Source organism: Mycolicibacterium parafortuitum (assembly GCF_002086815.1).
GTDB classification, from domain to species: Bacteria; Actinomycetota; Actinomycetes; order Mycobacteriales; family Mycobacteriaceae; genus Mycobacterium; species Mycobacterium parafortuitum.
Window position 1 is genome coordinate 1 of sequence record NZ_MVID01000038.1, and the last position, 16226, is coordinate 16226.

Here is a 16226-nt window from a genome sequence, read left to right on the forward strand (position 1 = left end):
AGCCGTCCTACGCGCCATCACCCTCTGGCTGCCGCATTTGTCAGACACGCCCTAGTCGAGTTCGAGGTCCTTGCGGAACCGGCGCATCCCGTCGATCTTCTGATCCAGGGATGCGTCGGGACCGCTGTAGAACATCCACGGCATCGTGACGATTCCGGTGATCCCACCGGCGGCCGCCCGGGCGTAATGCTCCGGGGTGAACGCATCGGTCAGCGGCGTGATGACTTCGAAACCTTCCATGCCCAAGCCCTTTTCGGCCCGCAACTCCCCCAGCGCAGAAACGCGTTCCAATGCGCGGTCCAAACTGATCAGGTCCCCGATCCAGCCGTCGTGGCGCGCCGCTCGGCGCAGCGCGATGTCGGACAGCCCGCCGACGTACACCGGGATCGGCGGCGGGGTGGGTTCCATCTCCAGCCGCGGGGTCGTGTAGAACTCACCGGAGAACTCGGTCCAGCCGGGCGCCCAGAGCGCCTTCATCAGCTCCAGCATCTCGTCGGTGCGCTTGCCGCGCCGCTCGAATCGCTGACCCAGCAGCTCGAATTCCTCACGGCACCACCCCACTCCGATGCCGAGCTCGAGTCGACCGGAAGCCAGTGCGGCGGCGGTCCCGATGGCCTTGGCCGCCGAATACGGGTCCCGCATCGCCGGCAGGTACACCGTGGTCACGAAGTGCAGTCGCGACGTGACCAGCGCGACCGCGCCGATCATCACCCACGGGTCGGGCCAGTCGGTGAACGCCTCCCAGCGCCGCTTTCCGTCCTTGGTGTACGGGTACGGCGTCTGCAGTGTCTCCAGGTTGACCACGTGGTCGGGGATCGCCATCCCGTGGTAGCCGAGTTCGTCTGCGGCTTTGGCGATCTCGACGGCCTCCCGGGTATCGAGGAACGCGGTCGACACGTAGAACTTCATCCGGCGTCACGCGCCCATGCCGGCGTGATGAACACCCCGTCGGCCTCGACCGTGACCCCCTCGTCGTCCATCAGGTACCCCCGGGCGAACGTCTTGGCACCTTCGGTGCGTTCCACGAACGCCTCGGCCCGCAGCGACCCCAACGGGGTGCCGCGCACGTAGCGCAGGCTGATGGTGCCGGTGAACCGGGCCTTGGTGAGGCTGTCGCTGGCGACCTCGCCGAGGAGTTGGTCGAGCACCAGAGCGCACACACCGCCGTGCACCCATCCCGGCGGCCCTTCGTAGACGGGCCCGAGCGTGAACTCGCTCCAGCACCGGCCGGCGAGGTCGTGTTCGACGACGATCGGCGGGCTGATCGCATTGCGCAGCCCCACCGCCGGATTGCCCCAGGTGACGGGGCGGCCGGTGTCCGCGTGCCGCAGCACCGGCCGGTCCTCGCGCACGCGCTGCCGCAGCAGCGCGGTGGCGGCCTCCAGGTGCCCGAGCGCCTCGCGCACCGTCGCATCACCGACGTCGGTGTGGACGCCGACGTCGACAAGCGTGCGCAACGCATCGGTCAGCGGCGCATACCGGCCGCGCTCCCGGTCATACTCCTCGGCACTGATCAGATCGAACTGGAACACTCAGCCTCCCGGCCAATCGGGCGGCTCAGCCGCCGAAACAATCGGGCGGCTCAGCCGCCGAAAACTTTCCGCACCACAGCTTTTGCCCGACGGGTAACCCGCAGGTAGTTGTCCAGGAACTCGCCGCCGTCGCCGTCGGGCCACCCCGCGGCGACCGCGACGGCGTTGAGCAGCTTGCCCGGCCCGGGCAGCTGATCGGTCGGCTTGCCGCGCACCAGCACCAGCGCGTTGCGCGCGCGCGTCGCGGTCAGCCACGCCTCCCGCAGCAGTTCGATGTCGCCCTCGGCGATCAGCTCGGCGGCGCCGATCGCGTTCAGTGTGTCCAGCGTCGAGGTGGTGTGCAGCGCCGGGATCTTGTGCGCGAAACGCATCTGCAGCAGCTGCACGGTCCACTCGATGTCGGCGAGACCGCCGCGCCCCAGCTTGGTGTGGGTGTTCGGGTCGGCACCGCGGGGCAGCCGTTCGGCGTCCACCCGCGCCTTGATGCGCCGGATCTCCTGCACGGTCTCCGGCGACACCCCGCCGGCCGGGTACCGGGTCTTGTCGATCATCAGCAGGAACCGCTCGCCGAGCTCCAGATCGCCGGCCACCCGGTGCGCCCGCAGCAACGCCTGGGTCTCCCACGGCTGCGCCCACTGGGCGTAGTACGCCTCGTAGGACGCCAGGGTGCGCACCAGGGGTCCGCTGCGCCCCTCGGGGCGCAGGTTCGCGTCGACCTCCAGCGGCGGGTCGGCGCTCGGCGTCCCGAGCCGCGCACGGACCTGTTCGGCCACCGACACCGCCCACTTCACGGCGACGGACTCCTCGACGCCCGCGTGGGGTTCGCACACGAACAGCACATCGGCATCGGAACCGTAGCCCAGTTCGCCGCCGCCGAGCCGACCCATCCCGATCACGGCGATCCGTGCCGGCACACCGCTTTCCGGGGTGTTCGCGCGGATCACCGCGTCCAGTGCCGCCTGCAGCACCGCGACCCACACCAGGGTGAGCTGCTTGCACACGTCCGTCACGTCCAGCATGCCGAGCAGATCGGCGGACGCGATCCGCGCCAGTTCGCGGCGCCGCAGCGAACGCGCCGCCGCGATCGCCCGGATCGGGTCGGTGTGCCGGGCCGCTGAGGCCACCAAAGACTTTGCGACGCTTTCGGTGTCGACGTCGCACAGCTTGGGGCCGTCGGGGCCGTCGGCGTAGAGCTGGATCACCTCGGGGGCGCGCATCAGAAGCTCGGGCACATACGCCGACGTGCCCAGCACGTGCATCAGCCGCTTGGCGACCGCGCCCTCGTCGCGCAGGGTTCCCAGATACCACCGCGCCTCGGCGAGTTCGTCGGACAGCCTGCGGTAGGCCAGCAGCCCCGCATCCGGGTCGGGGGTGTCCGACAACCAGTCCAGCAGTGTCGGCAGCAGCACCTGCTGCACCCGGCCGCGGCGGCCGGACCCACCCGTCAACGCCGCGAGGTGGGTGAGCGCGCTCTGGGGACCCTCGTAGCCCAGTGCGGCCAGCTGGCGTTCGGCGGCCTCGGTGCTCATCACGTCCGAAATGCCAAGAGGCGTCTGGGTGACCGATTCGAGCAGCGGCTGATAGAACAGCTTCGCGTGCAGCCGCGACACCCGGTGGCTCTGGCGTTTGAGCTCCTCGCGCAGCACCCCGAGCGCGTCGTGGCGTCCGTCGGGGCGCATGTGCGCGGCGCGCGCCAGCCACCGCATCGCCTCTTCGTCGTCGGCCTCGGGCAGCATGTGGGTGCGCTTGAGGCGCTGCAGCTGCAGGCGGTGTTCGAGCAGCCGCAGGAATTCGTACGACGCGGTCATGTTGGCGGCGTCGTCGCGACCGATGTAGCCGGCATCTCCCAGCGCGGCCAGCGCGGCGACGGTCGACGCGACGTGCAGCGAGTCGTCGTTGCGGCCGTGCACCAGCTGCAGCAGCTGCACCGCGAACTCGACGTCGCGCAGACCGCCTGTGCCGAGCTTGATCTCGCGGTCGCGCATCCCGGCGGGCACGAGTTCCTCGACGCGCCTGCGCATCGCCTGTACCTCGGGCACGAAGTCCTCGCGTTGGGATGCGGTCCACACCATCGGCATCAGCGCGTCGATGTAGCGCTTGCCGAGATCCATGTCGCCGGCGGCCGGACGCGCCTTCAGCAGCGCCTGGAACTCCCACGTCTTGGCCCAGCGCTCGTAGTAGGCGACGTGCGAGTCCAGGGTGCGGACCAGCTGGCCCCGCTTGCCCTCCGGGCGCAGCGCGGCGTCCACTTCGAAGAACGCCTCGGACGCCAGCCGCATCATCTCTCCCGCGATGCGGGTCGCGGTGGCCAGGCTGCTGTGGGAGTCGTCGTCGGCGACGAAGATGACGTCGACGTCGCTGACGTAATTCAGTTCGCGCGCACCGCACTTGCCCATCGCGACGACGGTCAGCGCGGGCTCCGGTTTGTCGCCGCAGACCGAGGCGGTGGCCACCTGCAGCGCGCCGGCGAGCGCCGCGTCGGCGAGGTCGGAGAGGTGCTCCCCGACGACGGTGAACGGCAGCACCGGCTCGTTCTCCACCACCGACGCCACGTCGAGGGCGGCCAGCACGAGCAGCCGGTCGCGGTACAGCGTGCGCAGCGGAGGCACCGCCGCGGTGGGGTTCTCCGTCTTCGCGGCTTCCCCGGCGAACATCTCGCGCAGTACGTGCGGCACCGGCAGCGATACGGCACCGGCGAGCAACCGCCAGGACTGGGGGTTGGCGACCAGGTGGTCGCCCAGCGCGAGCGAAGACCCCAGCACACCGAACAGCCGTCCCCGCAGCGAGCGGTCCTTGAGCAGCGCGGCGTCGAGCTCGGCCCAGTCGGGGCCGAGCGCCTCGGACAGCCGGACGATCGCCTTGAGAGCGGTGTCGGCGTCCGGGGCACGCGAGAGCGACCACAACAGTTCGACGTGGACGTCGGTGTTCCATCCGAGTCCGTCGAGATCGGACTGCGCCTTGGGTTCAACGAGCCCGAGCCGACCGACTCCGGGCAGCTTGGGTCGCTGCGTCGCGGGTTTGGCCACGCCAACAAGGTAGCGCGGACCCAACCGGGATCTACAGGGACAGGTAGTTCTTCAGCTCGAACGGCGTCACGTGGCTGCGGTAGTTCTCCCACTCGCGGCGCTTGTTGCGCAGGAAGAAGTCGAACACGTGCTCCCCGAGCGCCTCGGCGACCAGCTCGGAGTTCTCCATCTCCGACAGCGCGACGCCGAGCGAACCGGGCAGTTCCTTGTAGCCCATCGCGCGCCGCTCCTCGGGAGTCAGGCTCCAGACGTTGTCCTCGGCCTCCGGGCCCAGCACGTAGTTCTTCTCGATGCCGCGCAGACCGGCGGCCAGCAGCACCGCGAAGGTCAGGTAAGGGTTGCAGGCCGAGTCCGGGCTGCGGACCTCGACCCGCCGCGACGACACCTTGTGCGGCGTGTACATCGGGACGCGCACCAGCGCCGAACGGTTGGCGGCCCCCCACGACGCGGCGGTCGGGGCCTCGCCGCCGTGCACCAGGCGCTTGTAGGAGTTCACCCACTGGTTGGTGACGGCGCTGATCTCGTTGGCGTGCTCGAGAATGCCCGCGATGAACGACTTTCCGACATCGGAGAGCTGAAGCGGGTCATCGGGGCTGTGGAACGCGTTGGTATCGCCCTCGAACAGGCTCATGTGCGTGTGCATCGCCGACCCCGGGTGCTCGGCGAACGGCTTGGGCATGAACGACGCCCGCACCCCGTCGCCGAGGGCGACCTCCTTGACGAGGTACCGGAACGTCATCACGTTGTCGGCCATCGACAGCGCGTCGGCGTAGCGCAGATCGATCTCCTGCTGGCCGGGCGCGCCCTCGTGGTGGCTGAACTCCACCGAGATGCCCATCTGTTCGAGGGCGTCGATGGCGTGCCTGCGGAAGTTCGGCGCCGAATCGTGCACGGCCTGGTCGAAGTAGCCGCCGTTGTCGGCCGGGATCGGCGGCGCGCCGTCGTCGGCGCCGGGCTTGAGAAGGAAGAACTCGATCTCGGGGTGCACGTAGCAGGAGAACCCGAGGTCGGAGGCCTTCGCCAGCTGGCGGCGCAGGACGTGCCGCGAGTCGGCCCAGGACGGGGAGCCGTCGGGCATGGTGATATCGCAGAACATCCGCGCCGAGTGGTGCTTGCCAGAGCTGTCGGACCACGGCAGCACCTGGAAGGTGGACGGATCCGGGCGGGCGACCATATCGGCCTCGGAGACGCGCGCGAAGCCCTCGATCGACGAACCGTCGAAGCCGATGCCCTCTTCGAAGGCGCCCTCGAGTTCGGCGGGCGCGATGGCGACCGACTTCAGGTATCCGAGGACGTCGGTGAACCACAACCGGACGAAGCGGATATCGCGTTCCTCCAGCGTGCGCAGCACGAATTCCTTCTGCCGATCCATGCCCGCAGCCTAGGTCGGAGCTGTTAAATCCGTGTTACACGGCGAAGGCGTTTGCCATGATCATGCGCGTGCCGCTCTTCGAACAACCGTGGTCCGGGGATGAGTTCCGATTCTTCCAGCTCGGCCACGTCGTCGACGATGTCCTGACCGCCGCGGCCGACTGGGCCCGCACGTTCGGGGTCGGACCCTTCCACGTGCTGCCGGTCGCCGAGCAAGGATTTAACCACGACGGCGCGGTGCACACGATCCGGCTGCAGGTCGCGGTCGCGCAGGCCGGGCCCGTGCAGATCGAACTGATCCAGCAGCATTGCGACACCCCGAGCATCTATTCCGAGTGGAGCCGCGGCGGGACCAGCGCCTTCCACCAGTTGGCCACCGTGACATCTGATTACGACGCCAAGACGGCGCACTTCGCCGCACTCGGCTACCGGATCGCCGCGCAGAGCACCGGCGGCGGGTTCCGGGTCGGCTACGTCGACACCGTCGCCGACTTCGGCTTCTACACCGAGGTCGTCGAGGCGCCTCCGGCGTTCCTGACACAGGTGAGCGCGATCGCCGAGACGTGTGCCCGCTGGGACGGGCGCGACCCGGTACGCATCATGACCCGCGACGGCTACCGGGTGCCGGCCCTGTGACGACCTCCGATTTCTCCGGCCCGCTGCACGGATCCGATCTCGAAGGGCCGGTGCTCGAATCCCTCGACACGCTCGAGACGGCGCTGACGCTGCAGCCGTTGGGCGACAACCGGTTCCGGGCCACCAGCGAACGCGACCGGTTCGGCCGCATCTTCGGCGGCCAACTGCTCGCCCAGGCGCTCTACGCCGCGTCCCGCACCGTCGACGAGCACGCACCCCACTCGCTGCACGCCTACTTCGTGCAGACCGGCGCGTCGGACACCCCGGTCGACATCGCCGTCACCGCGGTCCGGGACGGGCGGTCGATGGCGACCCGGCAGGTCACCGTCACGCAGGGTGAACGCACGCTGCTGACCGCGATGGCCTCGTTCCACAGCAACGGCGCCGAGACCGTGCTGGAGAGCGCCCCGCCGGACGTCGAAGGCCCCGAGGCCATGCCGCTGTTGCAGCACTGGGTGCACCGCGTCCCGCCCGCGCTGCGCCGGCACGCCCAGAACTGGATCGACGTGCCGCCCGCGGTGGAGCTGCGGATCGCCGAGCCGACGAACTTCCTCGGCGGACCGCAGGTGCCCGGCCCGCGGTCGCACTGGATGCGCCTGCCCCGCCCGATCGCCGACGAGCCGGCGCTGCACACCGCGATGCTCGCCTACGCCAGCGACTACCTGCTGTTGGACATGGCGTTGCGCAACCATCCCGAACCCGCCGACTACCGGTCGCTGGCCGCCGTCAGCGTCGACCACGCGCTGTGGCTGCACCGCCCCGTGCGGTTCGACCAGTGGCATCTCTACATGCAGGAGACCGTCGAGATCGCCGGTCACCGCGCGCTGATCCGCGGCACGATCCGGGACCGCGGCGGTCACACCGTGGCCAGCTCCTCGCAGGAGGTGCTGATCCGGCCGGTCGCCAACCAGCCGTAGCTAGCAGCGCAGCCCGGGCGCCGGCGGGGTCGCGTTGAGCAGGAACTCGACGACGGCGGTGTCGACGCAGGCGTCGCCGTTGAAGACGACGGTGTGCTGGGAGCCGGTGAAGGTGATCAGCCGGGCGTCCATCTGCCGGGCCAGCTCGACGCCTTCCTCGTACGGTGTCGCCGGGTCACCGGTGGTGGACACGACGACGACCTTGCCCGGTCCCGGGGAGGTCGCGTCCGCGACCACCGAGGTGGCGGGCACGGGCCACAGCGCGCAGACGTCGCGCGGCGCGAACCCGGTGAACTGCCCGTAGGACAGGAACGGCGCGGCCTCCCGAGAGCGGCGGTCGGCCTCGACCCACGCGTGCGGGTCGGTCGGGAAATCGGCGTCCACACAACGGATCGCGGTGAACGCGTCCTGCTGGTTGCGGTAATGCCCGTCGCGGTCGCGGCGCTGGTAATCGTCGGCGAGCACCAGCAGATCACCGGGGTCGGTGCCGCGCTGCAAGCCGAGCAGGCCACTGGTCAGGTACGGCCAGAACCGGGGCGAGTACAGCCCGCTGACGGTGCCGGTGATCGCATCCTGATAGCTCAGCCCGCGCGGATCGGTGGTCGCGGCGGGGCGGGCCACCAACGGGTCGACGAGCTGATGGAAGCGGGCGACGAACTGCGCCGGATCGGTACCCAGCGGGCACCCCGCCGATTTCGCGCAGTCGGCGGCGTACCTGTCGAAGGCGCGCTGGAATCCAGCGCTCTGGGTCAGGCTCTCGTCGATCGGCGCGAGACCGGGGTCGACGGCGCCGTCGAGGACCATGGCCCGCACCCGATCGGGATAGCGCGCGGCGTATACGGCGCCGAGCTGGGTGCCGTAGGAGAACCCGAGATAGTTGATCTGGCTCTCCCCCAGCGCCTCCCGGACGACGTCCATGTCGCGCACCGCGGTGGCGGTGCCGACCCCAGCGAGGAACTCGGGGCCCATCCGGTTCAGGCACCCGTCGGCGAACCGCTGCAGGACACCTTCGATGTGCGCGACGCCGCCGGGGCTGTAGTCGACCATCGGCTCGGTCCGGAACGCGTCGAACTCGGCGTCGGTGCGGCAGCGCAGCTGCGGTGTGGAATGTCCGACCCCGCGCGGGTCGATCCCGACGAGGTCGAAGGCGCGGCCGATCTCGCTGCCGCCGAGCGCGAGTCCCATCGACGCGACGGTGTCGACCGCCGACGCACCCGGGCCGCCGGGGTTGACCACGAGCGTGCCGATGCGCTGCCCGGTGGCCGGGATCCGGATCACGGCCAACTGGGCCTTCGCACCGTCGGGGTCGGCGTAGTCGATCGGCACGGCCACCGTCCCGCACTGGGCGGTCGGGACACGGACCGGGCCGACGGGGAAGAACTCGCTGCACGAACCCCACACGGGCGCAGCGGTATACGCCTCAGGCGCCGCCGACGCCGACGGGCACAGCGCAGTCGCGATCAGCGCGAGCGCCGCAATCATCCGTACGGCGCGCAGCATGGCTGTCATCGTTGCACGGCTGCGCGGCACCGTCTCCCCCTGGAGCCCAACGGTGACCTGGCTGTTATCGGACGGCCAGTTCGCAGGTGAGCCAGGTCGACTTCTCGGCGCCGATCCCGTCGTAAAGCCGTTGCGCCGTCGTGTTGTCGGGCGCGGTCTCCCACACCAACCGCTGTGCGCCGCGCTCGCGGCACACGCGCAGGCCGTGCTCGATCAGCGCCCGGCCGGTACCGGTGCCGCGCGATGCCGGCACGACGTACAGGTCGTTGAGGACGCCGACCCGCGCGGCGTACAGGGTCTGCCACGTCCAGAAGATCGTCGCGAACCCCAGCGGCGTCGTATCCGCTGCACGCGCGATCAGCTGCAGTCCCTCGGCCGGTTCGGCGATCAACGCGCGCGCCATCGCCGCGAGGTCCTCATCGGGTGGGTCGACCTCGTAGAACTCGCAGTACGCGCGCATCATCGGCGCCAGCTCGCCCAGATCGGCCTCGCCGACCACCGAGATCGTCAGCACCGGGTGTCCGGCGGCGGGACCGTCACGTCCACCAGGTACGGGGTCACGATGTCGTCGATGCAGGTATCCCCTTGCAGCGCAACGGTGTGCTGGGTGCCCTCGAAGGTGACCAGGGTGCCGCCGAGCTGACGGGCGAGGTCGACGCCGGCCTGGTACGGGGTGGCCGGATCGTTGGTGGTGGACACCACCAGGATCGGCGGAAGACCGGTCACGCTGATCTCGTGCGGCTCGCTGGTCGGCGGCACCGGCCAGAACGCGCAGGTCGGCAGCGGCGCCAGCCCGGTGAACTCGCCGTAGGCCATGAACGGGGCGGCCTCGCGCACCCGGCGGTCCTGTTCGACGAGCGTCGCGCGGTCGCTGATCGCGGGCTTGTCCATGCAGTTCACCGCGATGCGCACGTCGGTGCTGTTGGTGTAGTGCCCCTGGGCGTTGCGCTCCATGTACAGGTCGGCCAGCGCCAGCATGGTGTCGCCGCGGCCTTCCTTGATCTCGGTGAGGCCCTGGGTCAGGTGCCGCCACAGCGCCGGGGAGTACAGCGGCAGGATGGTGCCGACCACCGCGTCGTTGTAGCTGAGGCCGCGCGGATCCCGGGTCTCGGCCGGTTCGTCGACCAGCGGCCAGACCAGCGAGTGGTACACGTCGACGGCTTTGGCGGGATCGGTGCCCAGCGGGCAGTTCTCGTCGATGGCGCAGTCGGTGGCGTAGTCGTCGAACGCCTGCTGGAACGCCGCGGCCTGCCGGACGTCGGCTTCCACCGGGTCGGCATTCGGGTCGATCGCGCCGTCGAGCACCATCGCGCGGACGTTCTGCGGGAACTCCTCGGCGTAGGCCGCGCCGATCCGGGTGCCGTACGAGTAGCCGACGTAGGTCAGCTTCTCGTCACCGAGCGCCTGGCGCAGCGCGTCGAGATCCTTCACCACGCTTGCGGTTCCGACGTTGGCCAGGAAGTCGGTGCCCATCTTGTCGGTGCAGCGCTGGACGAACTCCTTGGTGAGCTTCTCGATGTGCGCCACGCCTTCGGCGGTGTACTCGACGACGTTGTCGGCGCGCAGCCGGTCGTTGTCGGCGTCGCTGTTGCACCACACCGCGGGATTGGAGCCTGCGACGCCGCGCGGGTCGAACCCGACGATGTCGAACTTCTCGCGCACCTCGTCGGGCAGTTTCGGGGCCATCACCGCCACGGATTCCCTGCCCGACTTACCGGGTCCGCCGGGATTCACCAGAAGCGACCCGATCGTGTCGTTCCCGGTGGCCTTGACCCGCAGCAGGGCCAGCTGCGCGACGTCACCGTCGGGATCGTCGGCCTTGTCCCAGTCGACCGGCACCGACAGCATGCCGCACTCGGCACCGGGCGGGATCCCGGTCTGATCCGACGGTCCGGCCTCGCACGGACCCCATTCGATGGGCGACCCCGGCCGCGGCACCGAGATCGTCGCGGCCCCGTCCACCACCTGGCTGCAGCCGGCGACAAGCAGCGCCGGCATCGTCAGGAGCAGGCCGGATCGGACAACCCCGGTCGTGAGCTTCATGGGCCACATGCTGCCATGAGTCCGAATCAGTGCTGGCAGGCCACGGGCGTGTGAGGAAATCCACTTAACGCGTTGTTCAACTCACAGTGACGTGGTGGCAGACTGTTCGTGTCAGCGATCCCGGGGACCCTGCAGTGGCCTCGAGGCTTCGAAACGACTAACCCGATGAGGGGACAACGATGTCTGAACAGTCCGTGTACGGTGCTGTCGCCGAGACCTCCAAGCCGCGCGTGAAAGTGCGCACCCATCACCTGCACAAGTGGAAGTCCGAAGGCCACAAGTGGGCGATGCTGACCGCGTACGACTACTCCACGGCCGCCGTGTTCGACCAGGCCGAGATCCCCGTTCTGCTGGTCGGTGACTCCGCGGCCAACGTGGTGTACGGCTACGACACCACCGTCCCGGTCACCCTCGACGAACTGATCCCGCTGGTGCGTGGCGTGGTCCGCGGCGCGCCGCACGCCCTCGTGGTGGCGGACCTGCCGTTCGGCAGCTACGAGGCCGGCCCGCAGCAGGCGCTGGCCACCGCGACCCGCATGCTCAAGGAGACCGGCGCGCACGCGGTCAAGCTCGAAGGCGGCGAGCGTGTCGCCGAGCAGATCGCGGCGGTCACCGCCGCGGGCATCCCGGTGATGGCCCACATCGGCTTCACCCCGCAGAGCGTCAACGGCCTCGGCGGTTTCCGTGTCCAGGGCCGCGGCGACGCCGCCGAGCAGACCATCCACGACGCGATCGCGGTCCAGGAGGCCGGTGCGTTCGCCGTCGTGATGGAGATGGTGCCCGCCGAGCTGGCCACCCAGATCACCGGCAAGCTGACCATCCCCACCGTCGGCATCGGTGCCGGGCCCAACTGCGACGGGCAGGTCCTGGTGTGGCAGGACATGGCGGGCATGACCAACGGCAAGACCGCCAAGTTCGTCAAGCGTTTCGGTGCGGTCGGCGACGAATTGCGCCGCGCCGCCACCGAATACGCCCGCGAAGTGGCCACCGGCGTCTTCCCCGCCGAGGAGCACTCCTACTAGGAGAAGGCGGGCTTGCGCTTCGCCAGGAACGCGTCGACACCCTCGCGGCCGTCGGCGGACTCCGCGCGCTGCGCGATGAGGCGTCCTTCGAGTTCCATCTGTTGTTCGAGGCCGTTGGAGAAGGTGTCGAGCAGCAGCGCCTTGACTCCCCCGTTGGACCCGGCCGCGGTCGCGGCCATCTGCGCGGCGAGTTCATCGGCGCGGGTGGCGAGTTCGTCGTCGGCGACGACCTCGGTCACCAGACCCCAGCGTGACGCCTCGTCGGCAGACAGCGTGCGGTTGGTCAGCATGAGTTCCTTGGTCTTGGTGACGCCGATGAGGCGCGGCAGGAAGTAGGACGCGCTGCCGTCGGGGCTGAGCCCGACCCGGGTGTAGGCCATCGTGAACGACGCCGACAGCGCGGCCAGCACCAGATCACCCGAGACGGCCAGCGAGAAACCCGCGCCCGCGGCGGTGCCGTTGACCGCGGTGATCACGACGGCGTCCATCCGCGCGAACGTCGAGACGGCGCGGTGCAGATCGTCGGCGACGCCCTTGACGTGCTGCCCCCTGCTGGGCGCCGACGCGAAGTCCTTCAAGTCGCCGCCGGCGCAGAAGAACCGGCCGGAGCCGGTGATCACGACGACTTTGGTCCCCGGTGCGTCCAGGCGTGCCGCGGCGTCGGCGAGCTCACGAGTCATGGTGCCGTTCATGCCGTTTGCGGCATCGGGCCGGTTCAGCGTGATCCGGGCGACGGCGCCGGTCTGTTCGAGCGTGATGGTCTGGTAGTCAGTCACACCCGGGACTGTAACGCCCCGCTTCTACAGCGTGCCGTCGAGATACTCCGCACGGCACGCGCGGCGCGCGAGCTTACCGCTGGTGGTGCGCGGAATCACGCCCGCGGCAACCAGTTTCACCTCGCGGACCGGCACGGCATGCTTACGGGACACCGCTGCGCGGAGCGCTTCCTGGATCGGGGCGGCCTCGGCGCGGCCGGCTCCCGGCGCGCGCTCTGCGACGATGACGACCTCTTCGCGCTCCTCGCCGGGAACGGAGAACGCGGCCACGAACCCGGCCCGCACCGACGGCGACGCGTCGGCAGCCGTCGCCTCGATGTCCTGCGGGTAGTGGTTGCGGCCGTCGACGATGATCAGGTCTTTGATCCGCCCGGTGATGTACAGCTCGCCGTCGATGTAGACGCCCATGTCGCCGGTGCGCAGCCACTGCGCGGAATCGGCGGAACGATCCGCATGGCTGCCGCGCGCGAGCCGCGACTGCAGCTTGTTGCGGAACGTCAGCTCCGTCTCCTCGGGGCGCTGCCAGTAGCCGTGGCCGATGTTATCGCCGTGCAGCCAGATCTCACCGACACACCCGTCGGGTAGCTCCGACTCGGTGGCCGGGTCGACGATCACCGCCCACTGGCTGCGGGCCACGATGCCGCAGGACACCTGCACCGTCGCATCGGGGTGATCGGGGTCCACCGGTACCGCGCGCCCGGCGGTGAGCTGCTTGCGGTCCACATGGACCGCCTTGAGCTGCGCCTCCGGCGGCGTGGTCGACACGAACAGCGTGGCCTCGGCCATGCCGTAGGACGGCTTGATGACCGTCGGCTGGAGCCCGTACGGGGCGAAGGCCGCGTTGAACGCCTCGACCGCGGCGACGCTGACCGGTTCGGATCCGTTGATCAGGCCGGCCACATTGCTCAGGTCGAGCGACTCGCCGGCGGGCGGCAGACCGCGCTGGGCGGCCAGCGCGAACGCGAAGTTCGGCGCCGCGGCGAACATCGGCCGATCCGTGGCGCCGAGTTCCTTGATCCACCGGTACGGCCGGCGGACGAACGCCACCGGCGACATCAGGGTCAGGTAACCCCCGGCCAGGGCCGGGAACATGATCATCAGCAGACCCATGTCGTGGAACAGCGGCAGCCAGCTGACGCTGTTGATGTCGCGGTCCAGCCCGACCGACAGCACCATCTGCACGACGTTGGTGCACGCCGAGCGGTGCGTGATCTCCACACCGGCCGGGGTCCGGGTGGACCCCGAGGTGTACTGCAGGTAGGCGATGTCGTCGGTCTGCAGCGGCGCACGCTCGAAACCGATGCCGACGGAATCCGGCACCGCGTCGACGGCGATCATCCGTGGACGACGGTCGCGCGGCAGGACGCGAAGGAAGTCCCGGACCGCCTCGGCGGCCGACGACGTGGTCAGCACGACGGACGGCTGGGCGTCGGCGAGCACGGCGTGCAGGCGCTCTGCGTGACCTGGCAGCTCGGGGGCGAACAGCGGGACGGCGATGGTGCCGGCCTCGATGGCAGCGAAAAAGCCGACGACGTACTCGACACCCTGCGGGGTCAGGATCGCCACCCGGTCTCCGGGTTGGGTGACCTGGCGAAGGCGGTTGGCCACGGCATCCAACCGGGCCCTGAGCTGCGACCATGTCAGCTCCACAACGCGGTCATGGTCGAAATCCAGGTACCGGTAAGCGGGCGTGTCGCCGAATTCCACGGCATTGCGGCCGAGGAATGAGGTCAGCGTCGTACCCGCCGGTATGGCGATGTTGCCTTCGCGGTCGAGGTAATCGTCGAGCCGCAACTCTGGACTCATAAGAGCATCCTAAGAGGACGACCCCCGAAAACGGGTAATCCGGCGCTGGCGCGCCGGATGCCAATATTGGGTATGGGACGCTGTCTACCCCTGATGCCGCTCCGGAGACCACGTCTGAAACAAGGGTGACCATGGCCGCCAAATCGTCGAAAACCTCCAGGTATACGGAGACGGAGCGCAAGTTCGAGGTGGTCGAGGCCACCGTCGCGCCGTCGTTCGACGGGCTGTCGGCGGTCGCGCGCGTCGAACGCCCCCCGTCACAGACCCTGGCCGCTGTGTATTTCGACACACCGGATCGCGATCTCGCGTGCCACAGGATCACCCTGCGCCGGCGCACCGGCGGGACGGACGCCGCCTGGCACCTGAAGCTGCCGGCCGGCACGGATTCCCGCACCGAGATCCACGCCCCGCTCGACGACGACACCCCCGAACCGTCGGTGCCCGAGAGCCTGCGCGACGTGGTGGCGGCGATCGTGCGGGATCGCCCGCTGGCACCGGTGGCGCGGATCGACACCACCAGGGTTCTCGAGCTGCTTCACGGGCCCGACGGTGCGGTGGTGGCGGAGTTCTGCGACGACCAGGTCGCGGCGAGCGCCGTCGGCGGGGACGAGCAGTCGTGGCGGGAGTGGGAGCTCGAGCTCGGTCCCGGCGGCGACCCCGACGTCTTCGACCGGCTGACCAACCGGCTGCTGGATGCCGGGGCGGTCCCGGCCGGCCACGGGTCGAAGCTGGCCCGGGTGCTCGGTGGCACGCCGGACACGGCCGTGGTCGCCGACGATCCACTGCGTCGTGCCGTCGCGGTCCACATCGCCGAACTCATCGAGTGGGACCGCGCGGTGCGCGCCGACGCCTGGGACTCGGTGCATCAGATGCGGGTGACGACTCGCAAGATCCGCAGCCTGCTGCAGTCGGCCGAGGAGTCATTCGACATCGCCGAGAACCAGTGGATCCTCGACGAGCTTCGGGAGTTGGCGGCCGTGCTCGGCGTCGCCCGGGACGCCGAGGTGCTGGCCCAGCGGTACGAAACGGCACTGGCCGAGTTGCCCGAGGCGAACGTGCGCGGCCCGGTGCGGGAACGGCTGGTCGACGGGGCCAAGAAGCGCTATCAGACCGGATGGCGGCGTGCGCTGGCGGCGATGCGCTCGCCGCGCTACTTCCGCCTGCTCGACGCGCTCGAATCGCTCGTCGCGTCCGAGCCGCCGGCGGCGGCGAAGGGCGGCAAGCCGGCCGAGCTGAGCATCGACGCCGCCTACAAGCGGCTGCGCAAGGCCGCCAAAAAGGCCGCCCGCGTCGGGGATGACGAGTCCTTGCACCGGATCCGTAAGCGCGCCAAGGCTCTTCGATACACGGCCGCCGCGACGGGTGACAACCGGGTCGCCGAACGCGCGAAAGTCGTGCAGACGCTGCTCGGCGATCACCAGGACAGCGTGGTCAGCCGCGCGCACCTGAGCCGGCAGGCCGATGCGGCGCACGCCGCGGGCGAGGACACGTTCACCTACGGGCTGTTGTATCAGCGGGAGGACGAGTTGGGCCGCCGTTGCGAGGACGGTCTCGACGACGCGCTGAAGAAGCTGCACAAGGCGGTCGCCAAGTAGGG

13 protein-coding genes are annotated in these 16226 nt (G+C 69.8%); 4 read left to right on the forward strand and 9 right to left on the reverse strand.

The genetic code is table 11. The features are described 5' to 3' along the window. Positions 1-51: 51 nt before the first annotated feature. Genes BST38_RS26925 through glnA form a run of 4 tightly spaced genes read right to left on the reverse strand, consistent with a single transcriptional unit; the run spans position 52 to position 5930 of the window. Positions 52-909 carry a TIGR03619 family F420-dependent LLM class oxidoreductase gene (locus BST38_RS26925; protein ID WP_083146593.1) on the reverse strand — a complete coding sequence of 286 codons (858 nt, stop codon included), beginning with the start codon at positions 907-909 and terminating at the stop codon, positions 52-54. Then, complete coding sequence (locus BST38_RS26930) at positions 906-1532, reverse strand: PaaI family thioesterase (RefSeq protein WP_083146594.1); 627 nt, start codon at positions 1530-1532, stop codon at positions 906-908. The genes BST38_RS26925 and BST38_RS26930 overlap by 4 nt, the downstream gene beginning before the upstream one ends. Before the next feature lie 50 nt (positions 1533-1582). Beyond that, complete coding sequence (locus BST38_RS26935; protein ID WP_083146595.1) at positions 1583-4558, reverse strand: bifunctional [glutamine synthetase] adenylyltransferase/[glutamine synthetase]-adenylyl-L-tyrosine phosphorylase; 2976 nt, start codon at positions 4556-4558, stop codon at positions 1583-1585. 31 nt (positions 4559-4589) lie between these two features. Beyond that, positions 4590-5930 carry a type I glutamate--ammonia ligase gene (gene glnA, locus BST38_RS26940; protein ID WP_083146596.1) on the reverse strand — a complete coding sequence of 447 codons (1341 nt, stop codon included), beginning with the start codon at positions 5928-5930 and terminating at the stop codon, positions 4590-4592. 62 nt (positions 5931-5992) lie between these two features. On the opposite strand from glnA, the gene BST38_RS26945 reads away from it, so the two are divergent. Together BST38_RS26945 and BST38_RS26950 are read left to right on the forward strand one after the other, a co-directional pair. After that, complete coding sequence (locus BST38_RS26945; RefSeq protein WP_083146634.1) at positions 5993-6565, forward strand: VOC family protein; 573 nt, start codon at positions 5993-5995, stop codon at positions 6563-6565. Then, positions 6562-7482 (forward strand): acyl-CoA thioesterase, encoded by a 921-nt coding sequence (locus tag BST38_RS26950; protein WP_083146597.1) that lies wholly within the window; start codon positions 6562-6564, stop codon positions 7480-7482. Before BST38_RS26945 ends, BST38_RS26950 begins: the two co-directional genes overlap by 4 nt. On the opposite strand, the gene BST38_RS26955 is transcribed toward BST38_RS26950, so the two are convergent. From BST38_RS26955 to BST38_RS26965, 3 genes are read right to left on the reverse strand one after another with little or no spacing between them, the layout of a single operon-like run. After that, complete coding sequence (locus BST38_RS26955) at positions 7483-8991, reverse strand: alpha/beta hydrolase (protein ID WP_083146598.1); 1509 nt, start codon at positions 8989-8991, stop codon at positions 7483-7485. It abuts the gene before it with no gap. A gap of 55 nt (positions 8992-9046) precedes the next feature. Beyond that, entirely contained in the window at positions 9047-9496 is a 450-nt protein-coding gene (locus BST38_RS26960; protein WP_237160937.1) for a GNAT family N-acetyltransferase, read from the reverse strand. Next, a complete protein-coding gene (locus tag BST38_RS26965; protein ID WP_083146599.1) occupies positions 9490-11025 on the reverse strand; it encodes an alpha/beta hydrolase in 1536 nt (511 codons plus the stop codon). The genes BST38_RS26960 and BST38_RS26965 overlap by 7 nt, the downstream gene beginning before the upstream one ends. 179 nt (positions 11026-11204) lie before the next feature. Here BST38_RS26965 and panB point away from each other — a divergent pair, with 179 nt between their 5' ends. Further along, positions 11205-12047: a 3-methyl-2-oxobutanoate hydroxymethyltransferase gene (gene panB / locus BST38_RS26970; protein ID WP_083146600.1), complete on the forward strand. Its 843-nt coding sequence runs from the start codon at positions 11205-11207 to the stop codon at positions 12045-12047. Here the strand turns inward: panB and BST38_RS26975 are convergent. Next, positions 12044-12823, reverse strand: a complete 780-nt coding sequence (locus BST38_RS26975) for an enoyl-CoA hydratase/isomerase family protein (RefSeq protein WP_083146601.1) — start codon at positions 12821-12823, stop codon at positions 12044-12046. The genes panB and BST38_RS26975 overlap by 4 nt on opposite strands. Before the next feature lie 24 nt (positions 12824-12847). Then, positions 12848-14629, reverse strand: coding sequence for a fatty acyl-AMP ligase (locus BST38_RS26980; protein WP_083146602.1), 1782 nt, complete (start codon positions 14627-14629; stop codon positions 12848-12850). A 131-nt stretch (positions 14630-14760) separates the two neighbouring features. Here BST38_RS26980 and BST38_RS26985 point away from each other — a divergent pair, with 131 nt between their 5' ends. Beyond that, on the forward strand, positions 14761-16224 hold the full coding sequence (locus BST38_RS26985; RefSeq protein ID WP_083146603.1) for a CYTH and CHAD domain-containing protein: 1464 nt from the start codon (positions 14761-14763) through the stop codon (positions 16222-16224). Positions 16225-16226: the final 2 nt, after the last annotated feature.